Here is a 19240-nt window from a genome sequence, read left to right on the forward strand (position 1 = left end):
CGTTCAGTCATCTTCGGCGGCGCTGCCGCGGCGCGCCCCTTTTTTTGCCGATACAAGGATTTTAGCGATGTCGTTACACCCTGATCTGGAAGCCTTCCTCGATCTGGCCCAAGACAGCCAGGACGCCGGCCTGCCGGCCATGCACCAAATGACCCCGAGCGAAGCCCGCGCGACTTTCGAACAGACCACGGCGCAACTGCGCTGGCCGGCGCCTGAAGACCTGTTGGTCAGCGAAATCGACACGTCGGCACGTGATGGTGCGCCGCTGGCACTGCGTCTGTATCGACCCAATGCTGCGGTTTCGCCGATGCCGGTGCTGGTGTATTTCCATGGTGGTGGTTTTGTTGTCGGCAGCCTCGACTCTCACGACGGTGTGTGCCGCGAGTTTTGCCAGCGCACGCCGTGTGCGGTGTTGTCGGTCGGCTATCGACTGGCCCCGGAGCATCGTTTTCCAACGGCACTGGAGGATGGCGAAGACGCCTTGTCGTGGTTAGCGGAAAACGCCGTGAGTCTTGGGCTTGATACCTCGCGCGTGGCGTTTGGTGGCGATAGTGCCGGCGCGACGTTGGCCACGGTGCTGGCGATTCAGGCGGTGGTGCAACCGCATACTGTGGCCATCGCGCCGAAGGCACAGTTGTTGTGCTATCCGGTGACCGATGCTGCGCGCGTGCACGATTCGCGGTTGTTGTTCAGCGAGGGGTATTTGTTGGAGAGCGATACGCTTGACTGGTTTTATCAGCATTACGCTCGCAGTCCGGAAGATTATCTGGATTGGCGTTTTTCGCCGTTGTTGGCGGAGGATCTGCAGGGGGTGGCGCCGGCGATTATGTTGTTGGCGGGTTTTGATCCGTTGCTTGATGAGGGGCAGGCTTACGCTGATAAGTTGCGGGGGCAGGGGGTGAGTGTCGAGGTTGAGCATTGTCCTGGGCTGACGCATGATCTGCTGCGGATGGCTTCGGTGATGCCTGATGTTTTGCGGGTGCATGAACGCCTGAGCCGGGCGTTGGCGCGGGTGTTGGTTTGATTTTTTGGGGGGTGGTTTTTGGGTGAATATCCGTTGCTGCGGTAATGGCTGCTTGGGGTTCCGCCCTTACGGCGGGTCACTTTTTACAAACGCCTAAAAAGTAACCAAAAACGCTTGCTCCTACGTGCGGCCCGCTCGCTGGGGCTCGGGGTTCCTTCGCTGCGGGATCGATCCGGGCGCAGCGCCTACGGTTTGCTTCGCTGCACCTCCTCTCGCTGTGTTTGGCTGCGCCAAACGGTCGCTGCGCTCCCACGCCCGGATCAATCCCTCCACTCAGCCTTCCGATGTCGCCCTACAGATCAAGAGCTGCAGCCGAGCTAACGCTCATCCTGTTGAGTGGTGAAGAGCACAGCGCGGTCGGCTGTGGTTTTGTGTTGGATTCGCCCCTCACCCCAGCCCTCTCCCGAGGGAGAGGGAGCCGATGGTGAGCTTTTCAAAATTTGTGTTCAACGCGGTATTGCACGTCGGCGTACCTCTCCCAAACACCTCGCTCAGTCCCCTCTCCCTCCGGGAGAGGGTTAGGGTGAGGGGCTCTTGATCTGGCTTGTGATCTTGCTTTGGCTTTGGCTTTTGATCTTTTGCCCCATCGGCAGGCCGAGCGGAGGTGTTCATCCGGGGGTTAGGCGCGCAGCGCCGTGCGGCGTAGCCGCATACATCGAGAGGAGGTGTAGCGAAGCCAACCGTAGGCGATGCCCCCGGATGGACACCGTAGCGAGGGAACACTGAGCCTCAGCGAAGTGCCGTACGCCGGGGCAAAGCCTTTTAGGTTACCTTTTCGGCGTTTGGAAAAGGTGACTCGCTGTAAGAGCGAAACCGCCATCGGCAACACCCGCAGCAACGGATATGCCCCCAAAACCCAAAGAGCATGGTCGGCCCGAAGGCCGCCAAGACCAACAGGCGAAAAAAAGCCCCACCAAAGCGGGGCTCTCTCACAACACACCCAATCAGAAGTCAGCCTTGACCGACATCACGAAGTTACGCGGATCACCATAGAAATTACCGAACCCTTCGGTACCAATGGTCGAGTAGTAACGCTTGTCAAACAGGTTATTCCCGTTAAGCGCCACCGACCAGGTGTCATCGATACGGTAGCCAATGCGACCGTTCCAGACCGCATAACCGGCGCCATCAATGTTGTCACCGCCCAAAGGCGAAGTCCGGTAGTTGCCCGTCTGCGCGTTGACACCCGCACCGATCGTCACGCGATCCAGCGGCCCGCTCAGGCTGTAGTCACCCCAGACACGCAGCAAATGGCGCGGCACGTAGGAGTTGTAGACCACGCCATCCTGCGTGGCGTCGGCATCTTCCAGCACCTTGGTCTGGGTGTAGGTGTAACCGGCGAGCAATTGCAGCCGATCAATCACCTCACCACTGACTTCAGCTTCGAAGCCCTGCGCGCGAACCTTGCCGGAGTTGATCGAGCAAGAACTGTCTTCGCAACGCGGGTCATCCTGGGCGGCATCTTTCTGAAGGGTACGGAACAGGTTGAAGGTGCTGTTCAGACGACCGTCGAACCACTCACCCTTGATCCCCAGCTCGTAGCTCTGGCCAACCAATGGCTTGAGGGTGCTGCCATCGATGGTCTTGTAAGCGCCTTGCGGGGTGAAGATGTCGGTGTAGCTGGCGTAGGCGGTCAGGTTGTCGTTGAGGTCGAACAGCACACCGGCGAACGGCGTGACCTGGCCGGTTTCGGTGGACTTGGTGTCGACCTGGGTGCCTTCGCCACGGAAGTACTGCACCGAGTCGGTGTCGGACTTGTACCAACTGACACGGCTGCCCAGTACCAGGGTCAGCGGATCAGCCAGTTTCAGGCGGGCGATCGAGTAGGCGCCGTATTGCTTGATGTGCATGTCTACCGGGCCGCCACGGGAAGCGTTGGCCAGGTAGTAGCTTTCGTCCGGTTGCGGGATGTGGTGGTTGGGGTCGAGCACGTTCTGCCGTTGGGGCAGGGCGGCGACGGCGTAGAAGTCATCCTTGTGCGAGCGGCTGGCGTTGGCGCCGATGGTCAGTTCATGTTGCTGGCCGAAGGCGTCGAATTTGCCGTCGACATAGGCATCGAAGCCGTAGTCGCGCTGGTCGTAGTCGTAAATACTGCCCAGCATCAGGGTATTGGTGGCGGTGGCACCGACCGGCACGGCGCCGCTCGGGAAGGCATATTCCATGTCCTGGGTGTTGCGCGAATACACCCCGGCGACTTTCAGCGACCAGTCGTCGTTGAACTGGTGTTTCAGGTCGGCGAAGTAGGTGGCGCGTTTGCTGCGCTGGTTGTTCCACGCGGTGTTCAGGCAGGTGGAGCGCTTGAGGTGCAGGTCGGAGCCGTCGGCGTAACGCGGCAGACCGCCCCAGCATGGCGTGGCGTCGACGTCTTCCCAGGCGAAACCCAGCCCCAGGGTGGTGTCGGGGCTGAGGTCGAAGTCCAGGGCGCCGTAGTAGATCTGGTCCTTGCGGCTGGCCACGTCATAGAAATATTGACGGGTCTGTTCGGTGACCACGGCGCGACCACGGATGGTGCCGGAATCGTTGAGCGGGCCGCCGGTATCGACCTGGCCACGATAGTTGTCCCAGGTGCCTGCCGACAATGAGAGCTGCGTGTGCGCAGTGTCCTGGCCGCGTTTGCGCACGAAGTTGACGCCACCGGCGGTGCCGCCTGCGCCTTTCATCATGCCGGCTGCGCCACGCAGAACTTCCACGCGGTCATAAATGGCCATGTCGCTGTTGAAGCTGTCGGCTTGCACGTAGCTGCTGCCGATATCCAGCGGCACGCCGTCGTACTGGTACTGGCCAGTCATACGGAAACCGCGGGAGTAGAAATACTTGCCGCCCATGGGCGAGTCATACACGGTGATGCCCGGGGTCTTCTCCATCACCTGTTCGATGGTGTTGAGGTTCTGGTCATCGAGCATCTTGCGGGTCATCACCGTGACCGACTGCGGGGTGTCCTTCAGCGAGTGCACGCCCTTGCCAATGGTCACGCCACCGGTGGTGTAGGAGTTGCTGCCCTCAGTGGTGGCGCCCAGGCGGCTGGCGTTGACGTTGGTCGGGGCCAGTTCCATCGCGCTACCGGTGGCCGGGCCGAGCACGGTCACGGTGTTGCCGTCACGCTGGTAGCGAATGCCGGTACCGTTGAGCATCGCCTTGAGCGACTCATCATCCTGGTAGCGGCCGTTGAGCGCGCTGGAGCGCAGACCTTGCAGGCTTTCCGGGCTGTAGATGATTTGCAGACTGGTCTGCTGGCCAAGGGTTTGCAGCGCCTGCGCCAGTGGCTGCGACGGGATGTTCAGGGTCCATTCCTGGGCTTGGACATACGGTGCTGCCGTGAGTGTCAGTGCCAGACCAAGGCCGGTGCCGGCCAGTCGAGTGCGTGTCGCGCCGTGCATCAGCAGGGCTCGAGTCAGAGGGCGAAGCATGAAACGGGATGCGGACATGAGGTTAAGACCTTGGCAGGTATAGTTGTTAATGGTTCTTATTCATCTCATTAAGACGAGGAAGCCGCGGCAAACCGGAAAATTATTTTTCCGGCCAGACCGCGGCCTCGTCGATCAAGCGGTTTGCAGTTCGCTCTTGACCTTGCCGGCCTCCATGCGCACCAGTTGATCGGCGACGTCGAAGTAACGGTCATCGTGGGAAATGACGATGATGGTCTTGCCCAGACGTTTGAGGTCAGGCAGCAACTCGGTGTAGAAAATTCGCCGGAACGTCGGGTCCTGATCGGCCGCCCATTCATCGAACACCAGCACCGGCCGCTCTTCGAGCCAGGCATTGACCAGGGCCAGGCGCTTGCGCTGGCCGGTGGACAAATCGGTGGTGCTGAACGCGCCGTCGCGCACGCTGACCTTGTGCGCAATTTCCAGGCGTTCGAGGTAGCGGGTCGCGTCCTGCGGGACTTCGCGGTCGCCCTGAATCAGATCGTCGAACAGGTAGTAGTCGGCAAAAATCGTGGTGAAATTCTGCCGGTAGTCATCGCGGTTGAGCGCGGTGATCGGCTGATCGTTGACGCGGATTTCGCCTTCGGTTGGCGCGTACAAGCCCAGCAGCAGTTTGATCAGTGTGGTTTTGCCGCAGCCGTTTTCACCAACGATAAAGACGATGTCGCCCTGTTCGATGCGCAGGTTGACCGGCCCCAGACGGAACGGTTCGCTGCCTTCCACGGGCGGGAAGGCGTAACGCACGTTGTGCAGTTCCAGGCTGTTGACCGCACCGGGTTTCTTGCCTTGGTCTTCCAGCAACAGATGCGGTTCGGGCGAGGAAAATTGCTCGCTCAGTTCGGCGATGCGGCGGAAGGCAATCTGCGCACGGCTGATGATCGGCAACGTGCTGACCAGATGCTCCAGCGGCCCCTTCATGTATAGCAGCACCAGGACGAAGCCGCTCATCACCGCTTTGTCGCCGCTGGGCCAGAAAGATTGCAGGGCCAGCGCCATGCCGATGACCACGAAGAACAGCATCGAACCGAAGGACTTGGCGATCACAAAAGTGTTGATGGATTTGATCTGGGTGTCGCAGATCTTCTCGGCGGTTTTCTGAATACCGGCGACAAACATGCGCTGGCGACGCGGACGGTGAATGCGCAGTTCCTTGGCGCCCTCGGCAATCGCGTTGTAGTGCTTTTGCAGTTCATCTTCGGAATCGCGTGCAGCGTAGAAACCGCGCATGCCCTTGGCCCGGGCAATCGCTTGAATGGTCGTGCCGATGGCAATGGCCACCAGCATCATCAGGAACATCGGCCAGGACAGCATGGCCAGATAGCCGAGGCAGCCGAGGGTGACGGTCATGGAAATTGCCAGCGGGGCGAAGGCGAAGGCGAAGTCGCTGATGGTGTCGACGTCGTGGGTCAGCACCGGGATCAACCGATGGCTGCGGTAGCGTTCGATCTGGTCGATCGGCGCCGACAGGACCTTCTCCCCCAGCTCTTTGCGCAATTTGGCGATGATGTGCTGGCCGACGTAGTTGGTGCCGATGTCGGACAAAATCGTCGTCAACAAGGCCAACGCACAGAGGCCAGCGAAGATCATTACCACGGTGCGGGTCAGGCCGTCGTCGGAGTGCAGGGCATTGTTGATGGTCGCCAGCAGCACGGTGACGCTCAGGCCGCCGATCATGCCGAGCACGATGGACACAGAGACGATCAGGCGGAAGGGCTTGAGCAAGGCGAACAATTCGTTGATCGCCCCACGCGTAGGCTTGGTCATGGAGGATTCCTGCTTCGGTGCGGAGGGAGTGCCGGTACTTAAGGAAAACGAATGGTCACGGACTTTCTTTAAACGACCGCAGGCGGGGCTGCGGTCGTGGCGGGCAGGATCAGAGGTCGCGCACTACGCGAAACCCGAGCCAGTCGCCTTTGCTGGTCGGCCAGCTGCTGTTGCGGTTGCCGGAGCGCGAGAACACCGGCGCCTCGCCCCAATCGTTGCCACGCATGACCTGACGCTCGCAGTTTTCCTGGGTCCATGGGCGACCGTCGTTGGGTACGCCGGAGTAGTCCTTGTGATAACAGTCGGCGGTCCATTCGTAGACGTTGCCGTGAACGTCGTAAACGCCGAAGGCATTGGCCGGGAACGTCCCGGCAGGGGAGGTGAAGTTGTAGCCGTCGGCGGCGCCGTAGGTGTTGGCGTGTCTGGAGATCTGGTAGTTGTTGCCTTCATCGAACGGGAAAGGGAAGGGCCCGGTGCTGCCGCCGCGTGCGGCGTACTCGCGGATCGATTCGCTTTGCAGGCGATACGCGTGGCCGGTCTTTTTCGATAACCAATCGATGTAGCCCTGGGCTTCGGCGACGTTCATGCACACGGCCGGGTCGCGGGCGGTCTGTTTGAATTGCGGTTTGCCGGCGGTGCAGCGGCGACCCGGGCGATCATCGAAGTCGTAAGGCTTGTTGCCGGTTTCGCGCACGTACGCGTCCCACTCGCCGACCAGCACCTGGAAGCGGCTGATGGCGAAGGGTTTGCTGAAGGTCACTGCGTGGCGCGGGCCTTCGTCCGGTTCGCGGCCGACTTCGTCGTCCGGGGTGCCCATGGTGAAGGTGCCGGTCGGCAGCACGACCATTTCCGGGCAGTCCTTGCAGTCCTTGAACACTTTGCCCGGCGCCGGCGCTGTCGCCGCTTGAGCTGCACCGGGCAGCAGGCCGGCGCACAGCGCGGTCAGGGCCAGCGCGGGCAAGGCCTTGAAGGTGAAACAGGCGTGAGGCTTTTTCATGAGTCGTCTCTGTGAAAGGAAAACGGGAGGCGAAGGTTCAGGCGCGCAATTTTTTGCCGAGGATGGCCATGAAGCGGTCCACTTCGGCTTCGTTGTTGAGCAGGCCGGGCGCGGTGCGAATCACCGGGCCGACATCACGGCTGACCGCATCGCAGATCACCCGGTTTTGCATCAGGTAGGCGGCGACTTCATCACTGTCCTGACCCTTGACCCGGAAGAACGTGAAACCGGCGGAAAACTGCGGATCGAGCGGGGTCACCAGTTCGATGTTCGCGTGTTCGCGCAGGCGCTGCTTCAGGTAGCCGTTGAGCTGATGAATGCGCGCCTGAACCTCGGCCTTGCCCAGTTGCAGGTGCAACTTGAACGCTTCGTCCACCGCCCAGCGATGCTCGAAAGCGTGGTAACCGCCCGGGGTCATGATCGTGGCGAAAGAGGTGGCTTCGGAGAACGTCGGCACGCTCGGGCTGACGTATTTCAGCTCTTCGCTGCGGCTGCACACGATGCCGGTGCCGCGCGGGCCGAACATCCACTTGTGGGTGCCGGCGATAAAGAAGTCGCAGTTCATCTGCGGGAAACTCAGGTCGTCGACACCGAAACCGTGCACGCCGTCGACCACGTAAATCAGCCGATCCTTGTCGTCGCGTTGACGGTTGTGTTCATCGACCAGCCGCGAGATAGCGCTGATCGGCAATTTCACACCGCTGCCCGAATGCACCCAGGTCATGCCGAGGACGCGGGTCTCAGGGCGAATGTTGCGGTTGATGGTGTCGAGCACCTGATCCAGGGAAATGCTTTGCGGGTTGTCGAACAGCCTGAGTTTACGCACCTGCGTGCCATCGCGGCGGCTGCGGAAATCGAGAATGTTGCGGGTGGAATAGTGCTCGTGCTCGGTGGTGAGGATTTCCTGATCCGCGCGCACTTGCACGCTGCCATAAATCATCGCCAGACCTTCGGTGGTGCTACCGGTGAGCGCGATCTGGCCGGGCTTGGCTTGCAGGTATTGGCCGGCCCAGACCCGCACGTTTTCCTGCAATTGTTCGTCGCTCCCCAAATCCCAGTCCATGGCCAGCCCCGGGTTCAGGTCAAGCGCGGCGCGATGGCGTTCGATGGCCTCGCGCACGGGTTTGGGGTGAGAGGTAATCAGGAAATTGGCGAAGTGGATCGCCTGTGGATCCTGATCGAACAACTGGCGCAATTGCGTCCATTTGTTCGCGGAGGCCACGGGGGCGGTCGTCGCCATGGCCGGTGCTGTCAGGCTGGCGCCAAGCGGCAGGGCGGCCGCGACCACGCCAGCCTGTTTCAGAAAAGTCCGGCGGTCTGTCATGGCTTGGCAGTGTCCTGACGGGAAATCAGTGCCGGTTTCGCGGATTTCTGCACCTGATCCCAGACGCGCATGAAGTTGCCGCCCCACAGCTTGGCGATGTCCGCTTCGGAGTAGCCGCGCTGTATCAATTCGGCGGTGACGTTGCGGATTTCGCCAACGTTTTCCCAACCCTTGATGCCGCCGCCGTCGTTGAAGTCGGACGAGATGCCAACATGGTCGATACCGATTTTGCGCACGGTGTAATCGATGGCGTCGCCGAGATCCTTGAGGGTGGCTTTCGGCTCTTCTTCAAGGATGCCGTAGAGGCCGCTGGCGTACTGGCCGAGTTTCTGTTCCGACCAGGCCGTGATGATCGGGTCGCCCGGCATCAGCGCCATGGCCAGGTTTGGCAGTGGCGGCAGATCGAAGCGTGCGCGCAGGGCATTGAGTTTGTCCTGCGTGCCCTGAGTCAGCGGTTTGAGGTACTGCGAGAAGCCGACCACCTGAACCACGCCGCCGCTGTTCTTGATCAGCTGCAATTCCTTGTCGCTGAGGTTGCGCGGAATATCCACCGCCGCACGCGGCGCCGAGTGCGAGGCCACCAGCGGTGTGCGGCTCAGCTGTGCAACCTGTTCCAGGCCTTTGGTCGACATCTGCGAAACGTCGATGATCACGCCCAGATCGTTCAAACGCTGCACTGCTTGCTTGCCGATATCGGAGAGACCGTCGAGGGTGTCCGGTGAGTCATTGAAGAACGGCAGCGGCCGCGAGGAGTCCGCCCAGCTGTTGTTGCCGATGTAGCTGAAGCCGAACATGCGCATGCCGCGTCCGGCCCACAGGTCCAGTTTGCTCAGGTCGTTGCCCAGCGGGTAAGCGTTGAGCATGCTGATGAAAATCGCAAACTTGCCTTCGCCATGCAGGCGGCGGAAATCATCCGGGGTGTAGGCGATGCCGACCTGATTGGGGAAGTCGCGGACCATGCCGGTGATGATCTTGTAACGGACTTCCTGTTGGTTGCGGGCTTCTTCGACAAAACCTTCGGTGGGGCGATGCGGAGCGTTCGGGCCGTTCCACATTTCCGGCCAGCCGAACACCGTCAGCGCAGCGCCCGACAAGCGCCCGCGATTGGCCTTGATCAGGTCGAACTGGCCGGAGCCGTCCTTGTCGGCTTCATTGCCGTGGGCGCCGAAACTCAGCGGTACGGTGATGTGGCTGTCGAAGGAGAGAATGCGATCCTGCAACTCGGTCGCCTGTTTCATCACTTTTACCGGGTAGCCAGGGTTGTCCCGAAACCAGTAATCCCAAGCCAGAAACCCTGCGCCGGCGCTGATCGCCAAGGCCAGCGGCAGGCCGATAAATAGAGCCTTTTTCGAACGCGGTTTTGTCATTGCCATCTCATTCAGGTTCGCCGTCGAGGTGCAGGCGCAGGGGCCTTTGCTATCTGGGAGGAACGAGTGGCCGGGCGGGTAATTTAGTCGCGCGCAGGAAAAGCGCTGACGGCGCGTAGCGATCTTTTGCCGGGGCCGTAAATTTCCCCGGCGAGCAAACGTTCTAGCTTGGATAAAGCCTGCTTCATGGCTGACACAGGTAGGGCAATGACGATCTCTCGACGCTGGTTCATGGCGGGCATGGCACTCACGGGCGCCGCGCTGCCTGCCGCTTTTTATGCACATCGTGAGCTGACCCGCGAGGAGTTTCCGATCACCCCGGGCGAGGCTACGGTCGATCTGGCCGATACCGCCGGACAGCAGTTGGCGGACAACCTGCGCGGCGTCTGGGATATCCGTTTCAGCGGATCTGCGGCGGGGCTTGATGGCTTGCCACGCGACGGCCTCGAGTTGTTTCTCGACATTGCCCACAGGGGGCGCGGTTTGCGCGGGTTTCTCGATACCGGTGCCAGCCTGCGCTCAGAAGCGCCTGCGTGTTACCAAGTGATCGGCGATCTGGCGCCGGGCAACGGCGCCGAAATGTACTGGCGGCTGATGCGCGCCGATGCGCCGCACGCGCCGCCGGTCTACGAATTCAAAGTCAAACTCGACGAAGTCTGGGCGGCGTTCGGCAATGCCGGCAGCGGTACGTTCACCGGGCAAGTGTTGCGCCTCGATCGGCCGTTGGCGCTGCCTGAACTGGACAATCATTTCATCGCCATCAAGCGGCGTTTTCCCGAAGCCCGCGAACGCACCGGTTTGAACCCGACGCTGTTGGCGTGGCTGGTGGCGCCGGAACATCGCCTGTTCCACCAGCTCTGGCACGCCAGCCGCGACAAGTGGCACAAGCTCTCGGAGAAAAAGCGCGACGCCCTGCGCGGTATTGGCTGGCAACCCGGCCCCCGTGACAAGGAGCGCGATGCCCGTGGGCCCAGCAAGGATCGTAACGGCTCTGGCATCGATTTTTTCTTCATGCACCGGCACATGCTCGGTAAGGCCCGTTCGATGCAGGATCTGCCGTCCTGGCAGGCCTTCCCGATGCCGCAGCCGGAGCTGGAACGCGACCGCCAAGGCTTCGCCCGTTACTTCGACAATCACGACGGCGATGCACTGCCACCGACGTGGCTGACCGAAGGTGATGACGAATACACCAAGTGGGTCAGCGATATCAAAGCGGCCGAGACCTATCACAGTAATTTCCAGGTGTGGGAGTCGCAGTACCGCGACCCGCGCTACTTGGCGAAACTCACCCTCGGCCAGTTCGGCTCGGAAGTCGAACTGGGCCTGCACGACTGGTTGCACATGCGCTGGGCGTCGGTGGCGCGGGATCCGTCCAACGACATTCCGGTGCCGATGGCGCGCGATCAGGCGGATTTTGCCGCGCGTTGGTATGCGCCGGAAAACGACTTTCTCGGCGACCCGTTTTCCTCGCACGTGAACCCGGTGTTCTGGCGTTTCCACGGCTGGATCGATGACCGCATCGAAGACTGGTTCCGCGCCCACGAGCGTTTTCATCCGGGCGAGGTCAGCCGGCTGGAGGTCAACGGCGTGCCGTGGTTTGCGCCGGGGCGCTGGGTTGAGGTCGATGACCCGTGGCTGGGGCCGGACACCCATGGCTGCAGCACCGTGCCGGGGTTGCAGATCGGGCGCTCGGTGGAGATGGATCCAGAGACGATGAAGCTGGCGTTGCGCATCACCTTTGGCGATGAAGACAACATGGCCGACCTGTTCCGCAAAGTGCCGCAGCGACCGTGGTACGCGCGGCATCTGAAAGTGAAAGGGCGGCAACTCTAAGCGCAAAAAAATCGCAGCCCGGTGCTGCGATTTTTTTTGCCTGGGGATCTTGGTTGCCTGACCTGGCGCCTTCGCGAGCAGGCTCGCTCCCACATTGGATCTGCGTCGTTTACAAAGTCCCCTGTGGGAGCGAGCCTGCTCGCGAAGGCGTCAGTCCAGTCGATAGTTTTCGCTCAGATAACCTGCCAGCCCCCGCCCAGCGCCTTGTACAGGGCAATGCTGGCCTGCAAGCGCGAAAGGCGCAATTGCACATTCATATCCTGCGCCGCATACAAGGTGCGCTGGGTTTGCAGCACCGTCAGCAAATCTTCGGCACCGGCCTGATAGCGGCTCTGGGCAATGTCGAACGCGGTCTGCGCCTGGCTCAGTTCTTCGCTTTGCCACTGGCGCTGTTCATCGAGGCCGCGAATGTTGCTCAGGGCTTTCTCCACGTCGGCAAAGCCATTGATGATCGCCCCGCGATAGGTTTCCAGCAGTTCGTCCTGACGCGCCTTGGCCTTGTCGCGCTCGGCGCTCAGGCGGCCGTTGTTGAAGATTGGCGCGGTCAATCCGGAAGACAGGTTGTAGAACGTGGTGCGCAGCAGCTCCGCCGCCAGATCGGCGCCGGTGCCGAGGCTGGCGGTCAGGGTGATTTTCGGCAGCATGGCGGCGCGGGCCACGCTGACGTCAGCCTGGGCCGCCGCCAGTTTGGCTTCGGCGCTGGCGATGTCCGGACGCCGGCTCAGCAGATCGCTGGGCACGCCACTGGCGATGTTCGGCCATTGCAACTGTTCGAATGACTGTTGCGGTGCCGACACTGCCTGCACCGGTTGGCCGAGCAGGGCGGCGAGGGTGATCAAGGCTTCGCGGGCCTGTTGCTGCACCAGTGGCAATTTGCGCTGCTGTTCGGCGACCAGGCTTTTTTGCTGGGCCAGTTCCAGCGCGGTGGCGCTGCCGGCGTCGAAGCGGGTTTGCACCAGGTGCAGAACGTTCTGCGCATTGGCCAGATTGAGCTCGGCAATGCGTGCCTGTTCGCGCAACGCCAAGGCTTGGGTGTAACTGCTGGCCACGCCGCTTTGCAGGGTCAGTTCGACGGTGGCACGGTCGAATTCGCTGGCCTGTACACCGAACACGGCGCTGTCGCGTGCTGCGCGTTTACCGCCCCAGAAGTCGATTTCGTAACTGGCGCTCAGCTCGGCGTCGTAGTAATCCAGCGAGCGATTATCCGGGCTGACGTCGAGTTGGCTGTAGCCTTTGCCGTGCAACAGTTTCTGCCGATTGGCATTGAGACCGGCCTTGATTTCCGGGAGCAGCGGGGCGCCGGCAATCGTCGCACTGGCCTGGGCCTGCCTGACCCGGGCGACGGCGGCGCCGAGGTCATGGCTGCCCACTCGCGCCTGTTCGACCAGACGATCCAGCTCGGGGCTGCCGAACTGCGTCCACCATTGGCGGTTGCTCTGCACGGCACCGGGATGCTCAGGCGATTGCCACGCGGCCGGTGGCAGCACGCCGCTGTCGGGACGTGGCGCAGGGCTGTTACAGGCCGCCAGCAACAGGCTGGCGGCAAGGATGGTCAGTGGCGCTTTCATAGGTCGATCATTCACTGGTAAGGGCCGTGACCGGGTCGAGCCGGGCAGCCTTGCGGGCAGGCATGAAGCCGAAGAGGACGCCGGTGGCCAGCGCGCAGGCGAAAGCGCCGATGACGGCCAGCCATTGAAACGCGATCGCCACGCCGCTGAACAACAGCACGCCGCCGACCAGCATCGCCAGGCTGATACCGGCCAAGCCGCCGACCACCGAAAGCATCACCGCTTCGGTGAGAAACTGGCGCAGGATGTCGCGCTGGCGCGCGCCCGTGGCCATACGGATACCGATTTCCCGGGTGCGTTCGCGCACGGTCATGAGCATGATGTTCATCACCCCGATACCGCCGACCAGCAACGAGATCGCGGCGATGGCGCCGAGCATCAGCGACAGCGTGCCCTGCGTGCGTGCTTCGGCTTGAATCATTGCGGCGTTGTTGGTCAGTTCGAAATCCTTCTTGCCGTTGTGCCGCCGCAGCATCGCCTGTTCGATCGCCTGCTCGGCGTCTTTGACTTTGCGTGCGTCCTTGGCGGCGATCACCACGTATTCCGGATTACGGCTGCCGAACAGGCGCGTGCTGGCCGCCGAGTAGGGCACGGCGATGCGGTTGTCGCTGTCGGAATCGCCGGAGCTCGAGCCCTTTTCCGCCAGAACACCGAGCACCTGAAACGGCACGTTTTCGATCAGGATGTATTGGCCGATCGGATCGGCGACATCCTTGAGCAGCTTGTCGCGCACCTTGGTGCCGATCACGGCCACGGCGGCGGCGCTGTCTTCATCGGCCTGGCTGAAGTAGCTGCCCTGAACCACCGGCCAGTTGAAAATGCTTGGAAAATTGGTGTCGTTGCCACCGACGTAACTGCTGTGGTCGGCATTGCCGAAACGCACGCCAGCGGTCGAGCCGTTGACCGGCATGATCCGCTCGACCTGGGGCAGGGCGGCTAGTTCGGCGACGTCGTCGAGGGTGATGATGCCCGGTGGTGTGCGCGGATTGGGTGCGGCGCCGCTGAGGTAGATGATGTTGGAACCGAAGGCGCCCATTTGCGCCATCACCTGGCGTTTGCTGCCTTCGCCCACCGCGAGCATCACCACCACCGAGGCCACGCCGATGACGATCCCGAGCAGGGTCAGCGCAGTACGAAAACGATTGATCCACATGACCCGCCACGCCGCTTGCACGGCGTCGACCAGTTCACCTTTCCAGGCGCCGGTCTGGGTGCTGCCGCTGCTCAGGCGCTGGCGCAGATCCACCGCTTGCAGGGCGCCGGGATTGGCGCTGCGTGGTGGCGCTGACGGGTGTTCGGCGGTGTCGCTGATGATCAGGCCGTCACGAATCTCGATGATGCGCTTGGCTCGTTGTGCGACTTCGCGGTCGTGGGTGATGAGAATCACCACATGGCCCTGACTGGCGAGTTCGTCGAGCAGGGTCATGACCTCGGCGCCGCTGTGGCTGTCGAGGGCGCCGGTGGGTTCGTCGGCGAGAATGATGTGGCCGCCGTTCATCAACGCCCGGGCAATCGACACCCGTTGTTGCTGACCACCGGAAAGCTGATGCGGGCGGTTGCCGGTGCGGCTGCCCAGGCCGAGCCGCTCCAGCAAGGCACTGGCCCGGGCGTGGCGTTCGGCGGCCGGGGTACCGGCGTAGATAGCCGGCATTTCGACGTTTTCCTGGGCGGAGCCGGACGGAATCAGGTGATAACCCTGGAATACAAAACCAAACGCTTCGCGGCGCAGCCAGGCCAGCGCATCGCTGTCCAGTCGGGCGACGTCTTCTCCGGCGAAGCGATATTCGCCGCTGGTAGGGCGGTCGAGGCAGCCGAGGATATTCATCAATGTCGACTTGCCGGAGCCGGACGCCCCGACGATGGCGACGAACTCACCGGCATGAATCGACAGATCAATGCCGCGTAATACTTCCACCAGCGGGCTGTCATTGCCGCCATAGGATTTGCGGATCTGCCGCAGGTCAATCAGGGGCGTTTGCATTCAGCCTCCGCTGCCGGTGGCCGGCGCGCTGAGGATGTGATCGCCTTCGGCCAGGCCTTCAAGCACTTGGGTGCGCAAGCGGTCGCTGATGCCGGTGCGCACTTCGCGGGACTGGATTTCGCCATTGGCGGCGATGATCTGCGCCCGTTGCCATTGTGGGCGTGAGCCGGGTTGCAGGGCGGCGCTGGGCACGGTGAGGGTGTCTTGCGCCTGTTGCGCCACAAAGAACACCTGCGCAGTCATGTCGGTCATCAGGCTGTTGTCAGCGTTGTCGACGTCGAGCAATACGGTGTAGAGCACCACGCGTTCGCTGCCGCTGCGACCGCTGGTGGGACTGCCACCCTGATTCTGTTCGAGCGGGCGCGGCGGCACCGGCAGAATTTGCCGGACGGTGCTGCTCCAGCGCCGAGCGCCGCCGCTGAGCGTGGTGAAGTAGGCGGTCATGCCGGGTTTGACGTGGCCGATGTCCGCTTCGGAAACCTCGGCCCACACGGTCATCGGCGAAAGCCGGGCGATGCGCAGAATCAGCGGGGTTTGCTGCTGCGCGTTGAGCGTCTGGCCTTCGCGGGCGCCGACGGCGACGACCGTACCGCTCATCGGCGCATAAATACGCGTGTAGCCGAGCTCCGCTTCATCACTGCGCAGGCTGGCTTGAGCCTGGCGGATCTGCGCCTGGAACATGTCGATGCGTGCCTGCGTGGCGCGGACTTCGGCGCGGGCGGTCTGCACGTCTTCCTCACGGGTGGCGCCACCGGCGGCGAGTTTCTGCTGGCGCTGGTATTTCTGTTGCGCGAGGTCGTGCTGGGCGCGTTGCTCCTGCAACTGTGCCTTGAGGTTTTCGATGGAAAACCGCCCGGCATCCAGTTTGGCCTTTTGCGTGGAGGGGTCGATCTCTACCAGTAACTGGCCTTCCTTGACCGTGTCGCCAGCCTCGACATGAATCTTCTGGATCTGCCCGGACGCCTGCGCACCGACGTCCACATAACGGCGTGGCTGCAGCGTGCCCAGTGCGGTCACGCTGTTTTCGATACTGCTGCGGGTCACCTGCACCGTGGCGAGGGCGTCGCGCCCGGGCGGCAGGACTTGCCACGCGGCAACGGCGATCACGGGAATCAGGCAAAGGGCGGCGAACAGAGCGCGTCGGGCGGGGCGGGGACGTTTCATGCAGGGTTCCGGCCAGTGGAATCGGCCCGTCATTCGGCCAGTACACAGGCGTGCAGAGGCGCTGAACGCTGTCGCATGGCACGACAGATACGGGGAGCTGTCCTGTAAACGATGAATGCACAAGGGAATTTAAGCGCCGTACACATCAAGTAACAGGTAGCCAGACGCGACTATTTGGGGCGGATGTGGAAACAGCGCTTTAAATCTATATGAGAATTACTATAAATTACGCACCTCACGTTGCCACTATCTTGCTACTGCGTTTGCGGCGGCTGGATCAGTGTGCTCAAGGACAGGAACTGCATCGATGCGGTCGGGAGTCATGTTGGAAAACTACTATCGCGAGCTGGTGTGTTTCCTTAACGCCAAGCTGGGCAACCGTCAGGTGGCCGAAGATGTGGTGCATGACGCTTATGTACGGGTACTGGAGCGTTCCAGCGACACACCGATCGAACAACCGCGGGCCTTCCTTTATCGCACGGCATTGAACCTGGTTATCGATGATCATCGGCGCAACGCCTTGCGCCAGGTCGAATCGCTCGATGTGCTGGACAGCGAAGAGCGCTATTTCACCCCGTCGCCCCACGGCACCCTCGACCACGGTCAACGTCTGGAGATGCTCCAGCGCGCGTTGGCCGAGTTGCCGCCGCGCTGCCGAGAAAGTTTTCTGCTGCGCAAGATCGAAGGTCTGTCCCATCCGGAAATTGCCGAGCACCTGGGGATTTCCAAGGCGTTGGTGGAAAAGCACATCGTCAACGCCATGAAGCATTGCCGCTTGCGCATCAAACAATGGGACGCCCATTGATCCTTGCTGGTTAAATTTCCGTTCATCGTCCTCGTTCCTACTCAACAGACGACCTGCTGACCTGATTCAGGCCGGTCAGGCCACCCAGGCTTTATCCCCGCGTTGAGGGGTTCATCCAGAGGACACTGGAAATGACACAGGCAATTGCATCGCCCATCGTTCACGACCTGATCGGCGTCGGTTTCGGCCCTTCGAACCTGGCGCTGGCCATCGCTCTGCAAGAGCGCGGCCCGACCCAGGGTGAGCTGAATGTGCTGTTCCTCGACAAGCAGGCCAACTACAGCTGGCACGGCAACACCTTGTCGACGCAGAGCGAGTTGCAGATTTCCTTCCTCAAGGATCTGGTGACCCTGCGTAATCCGACCAGCCCGTACTCGTTCGTCAATTACCTCAAGTATCACGGTCGTCTGGTCGACTTCATCAACCTCGGCACCTTCTATCCGTGCCGCATGGAGTACAACGACTACCTGCGCTGGGTCGCCGGGCAGTTCACCGAGCAGAGCCGTTACGGCGAAGAAGTGCTGACCATCGAGCCCGTGCTGCACAACCACCAGGTTGAAGCGCTGCGCGTGATTTCCCGCGATAGCCAGGGCCTGCAACATGTACGCACCACCCGTTCGGTGGTGGTCAGCGCCGGTGGCACACCGCGTATTCCGGAGGCGTTCAAAGCGCTGAAGGGCGATAGCCGCGTGTTCCACCACTCGCAATACCTCTCGCAAATGGCCAAGCAGCCGTGCGTGAACAATCAGCCGATGAGCATCGCGATCATTGGTGGCGGGCAGAGCGCGGCGGAGGCCTTTATCGATCTGAACGATTCGTTCCCTTCGGTGCAGGTCGACATGATCCTGCGCGGCTCGGCCTTGAAGCCCGCCGACGACAGCCCGTTCGTCAACGAAGTGTTCTCGCCTGAGTTCACTGATCTGGTGTTCCAGCAGAACAGCGTCGAGCGTGAGCGTCTGGTCAACGAGTACCACAACACCAACTATTCGGTGGTCGACATCGACCTGATCGAGCGCATCTACGGCATCTTCTATCGCCAGAAGGTTTCCGGAGTTGCCCGTCACGCGTTCCGTACCCTGACCACCGTCGAGAAAGCCACCGCTACCGAAAACGGTATCGAACTGGCCGTGCGCAACAACGCCACCGGCGAAGTCAGCGTACGCAACTACGATGCGGTGGTCCTGGCCACTGGTTACGAGCGGCAGATGCACCGCAAACTGCTGGCACCGCTGGAAGAATACCTGGGTGATTTCGAGGTCGATCGCAATTACAAACTGATCACCGACGAACGCTGCCAGGCCGGCATCTACATGCAGGGCTTCTGCCAGGCCAGCCATGGTCTGAGCGATACGCTGCTGTCGGTGCTGCCGATTCGTGCGGACGAGATTGCCGGTTCTTTGTATGACCATGGCAAGAACCGTGGGCATCGGTCGATGGCGGATCTGCTGTTGGCGACGGCCAGTTGATTTTTTAGCGCCTCACATACCGCTTTCGCGAGCAAGCTCGCTCCCACAATGGTTCTGTGTACGCCGGACAAATGTGGGAGCGAGCTTGCTCGCGAAGGGGCCTTCAAGAACACCGCAAAAATTCGTTCCTGAACCCTTCCTGAACATCCCCCACATTCCCCGACACACTGCCTTTTGCGGGTTTACTCTCCAGACATCGGGGCGTAAGCTTCGCGCGTTTTCATCAATAGCGGAGACCCACAGTGGGTACTTGTTCGAGTGACAGTTGTCGGCCGGTCTCGGTAACCGGCAGATTCTCGGCAAGATAACGCGCAGCCTTTCTCTGCCGTTGTCTCGCCGTAACAGCGAGCAGCGGCATCCCGTGCATGACCCGTCCTGGGCCATGTCTGGACGTTCCTTCTCATCGACGCTGAACAGAGCGTGATTGCGACTTTATTGTCGTCATCGCAGCCCTATCGACACGCCTGTCGTTTCTGACTGGCGCGCCAAGCCTTGCCGTGCCGGTTTTTCCGGCGGACGAGG

At 61.6% G+C, this 19240-nt stretch carries 12 protein-coding genes; 4 read left to right on the forward strand and 8 right to left on the reverse strand.

Annotated features, from left to right (window positions below):
* Positions 1–67: 67 nt before the first annotated feature.
* Positions 68–1024, forward strand: a complete 957-nt coding sequence (locus AB4O01_RS00510; RefSeq protein ID WP_460090308.1) for an alpha/beta hydrolase — start codon at positions 68–70, stop codon at positions 1022–1024.
* A 944-nt stretch (positions 1025–1968) separates the two neighbouring features.
* On the opposite strand, the gene AB4O01_RS00515 is transcribed toward AB4O01_RS00510, so the two are convergent.
* The 5 genes from AB4O01_RS00515 to pvdM all read right to left on the reverse strand — a co-directional run bounded on the left by AB4O01_RS00515 (position 1969) and on the right by pvdM (position 9901).
* A complete protein-coding gene (locus tag AB4O01_RS00515; protein ID WP_460090309.1) occupies positions 1969–4449 on the reverse strand; it encodes a TonB-dependent siderophore receptor in 2481 nt (826 codons plus the stop codon).
* Positions 4450–4563: 114 nt separating this feature from the next.
* Complete coding sequence (locus AB4O01_RS00520) at positions 4564–6213, reverse strand: cyclic peptide export ABC transporter (RefSeq protein ID WP_093431948.1); 1650 nt, start codon at positions 6211–6213, stop codon at positions 4564–4566.
* Between the two features lie 109 nt (positions 6214–6322).
* Positions 6323–7210 carry a dihydropyoverdine dehydrogenase gene (gene pvdO, locus AB4O01_RS00525; RefSeq protein ID WP_460090310.1) on the reverse strand — a complete coding sequence of 296 codons (888 nt, stop codon included), beginning with the start codon at positions 7208–7210 and terminating at the stop codon, positions 6323–6325.
* A 37-nt stretch (positions 7211–7247) separates the two neighbouring features.
* Positions 7248–8534, reverse strand: coding sequence for a pyoverdine-tailoring periplasmic protein PvdN (gene pvdN / locus AB4O01_RS00530; protein ID WP_460090311.1), 1287 nt, complete (start codon positions 8532–8534; stop codon positions 7248–7250).
* A complete protein-coding gene (gene pvdM / locus AB4O01_RS00535) occupies positions 8531–9901 on the reverse strand; it encodes a pyoverdine-tailoring dipeptidase-like protein PvdM (RefSeq protein ID WP_460090312.1) in 1371 nt (456 codons plus the stop codon). Before pvdM ends, pvdN begins: the two co-directional genes overlap by 4 nt.
* Positions 9902–10108: 207 nt before the next feature.
* Between pvdM and pvdP the strand changes: the two genes are divergently transcribed.
* Positions 10109–11734 (forward strand): pyoverdine maturation tyrosinase PvdP, encoded by a 1626-nt coding sequence (gene pvdP, locus AB4O01_RS00540; protein ID WP_460090313.1) that lies wholly within the window; start codon positions 10109–10111, stop codon positions 11732–11734.
* Between the two features lie 173 nt (positions 11735–11907).
* Here pvdP and AB4O01_RS00545 read toward each other — a convergent pair whose 3' ends face one another.
* Genes AB4O01_RS00545 through AB4O01_RS00555 form a run of 3 tightly spaced genes read right to left on the reverse strand, consistent with a single transcriptional unit; the run spans position 11908 to position 16447 of the window.
* The gene (locus AB4O01_RS00545) at positions 11908–13302 is read right to left on the reverse strand and encodes an efflux transporter outer membrane subunit (protein ID WP_460090314.1); all 1395 of its coding nucleotides are present in this window, start codon (positions 13300–13302) and stop codon (positions 11908–11910) included.
* A 7-nt stretch (positions 13303–13309) separates the two neighbouring features.
* Positions 13310–15283, reverse strand: a complete 1974-nt coding sequence (locus AB4O01_RS00550; RefSeq protein ID WP_460090315.1) for a MacB family efflux pump subunit — start codon at positions 15281–15283, stop codon at positions 13310–13312.
* On the reverse strand, positions 15284–16447 hold the full coding sequence (locus AB4O01_RS00555) for an efflux RND transporter periplasmic adaptor subunit (RefSeq protein ID WP_460090316.1): 1164 nt from the start codon (positions 16445–16447) through the stop codon (positions 15284–15286).
* Positions 16448–16769: 322 nt separating this feature from the next.
* Between AB4O01_RS00555 and AB4O01_RS00560 the strand changes: the two genes are divergently transcribed.
* Positions 16770–17252, forward strand: coding sequence for a sigma-70 family RNA polymerase sigma factor (locus AB4O01_RS00560; protein WP_042704912.1), 483 nt, complete (start codon positions 16770–16772; stop codon positions 17250–17252).
* Between the two features lie 131 nt (positions 17253–17383).
* The gene (locus AB4O01_RS00565; protein ID WP_460090317.1) at positions 17384–18718 is read left to right on the forward strand and encodes a lysine N(6)-hydroxylase/L-ornithine N(5)-oxygenase family protein; all 1335 of its coding nucleotides are present in this window, start codon (positions 17384–17386) and stop codon (positions 18716–18718) included.
* The last annotated feature ends 522 nt before the right edge of the window (positions 18719–19240 follow it).

The sequence above is a fragment of the Pseudomonas sp. S2_E02 genome, assembly GCF_054668355.1.

Bases quoted from the DNA above. Each gene is read 5' to 3' on its own strand.
- pvdN (WP_460090311.1), bottom strand. From the start codon at position 8,534: ATGACAGACCGCCGGACTTTTCTGAAACAGGCTGGCGTGGTCGCGGCC.
- pvdM (WP_460090312.1), bottom strand. From the start codon at position 9,901: ATGACAAAACCGCGTTCGAAAAAGGCTCTATTTATCGGCCTGCCGCTG.
- AB4O01_RS00510 (WP_460090308.1), top strand. From the start codon at position 68: ATGTCGTTACACCCTGATCTGGAAGCCTTCCTCGATCTGGCCCAAGAC.
- pvdP (WP_460090313.1), top strand. From the start codon at position 10,109: ATGACGATCTCTCGACGCTGGTTCATGGCGGGCATGGCACTCACGGGC.
- AB4O01_RS00545 (WP_460090314.1), bottom strand. From the start codon at position 13,302: ATGAAAGCGCCACTGACCATCCTTGCCGCCAGCCTGTTGCTGGCGGCC.
- AB4O01_RS00520 (WP_093431948.1), bottom strand. From the start codon at position 6,213: ATGACCAAGCCTACGCGTGGGGCGATCAACGAATTGTTCGCCTTGCTC.
- AB4O01_RS00560 (WP_042704912.1), top strand. From the start codon at position 16,770: ATGTTGGAAAACTACTATCGCGAGCTGGTGTGTTTCCTTAACGCCAAG.
- AB4O01_RS00565 (WP_460090317.1), top strand. From the start codon at position 17,384: ATGACACAGGCAATTGCATCGCCCATCGTTCACGACCTGATCGGCGTC.
- AB4O01_RS00550 (WP_460090315.1), bottom strand. From the start codon at position 15,283: ATGCAAACGCCCCTGATTGACCTGCGGCAGATCCGCAAATCCTATGGC.
- pvdO (WP_460090310.1), bottom strand. From the start codon at position 7,210: ATGAAAAAGCCTCACGCCTGTTTCACCTTCAAGGCCTTGCCCGCGCTG.
- AB4O01_RS00555 (WP_460090316.1), bottom strand. From the start codon at position 16,447: ATGAAACGTCCCCGCCCCGCCCGACGCGCTCTGTTCGCCGCCCTTTGC.
- AB4O01_RS00515 (WP_460090309.1), bottom strand. From the start codon at position 4,449: ATGTCCGCATCCCGTTTCATGCTTCGCCCTCTGACTCGAGCCCTGCTG.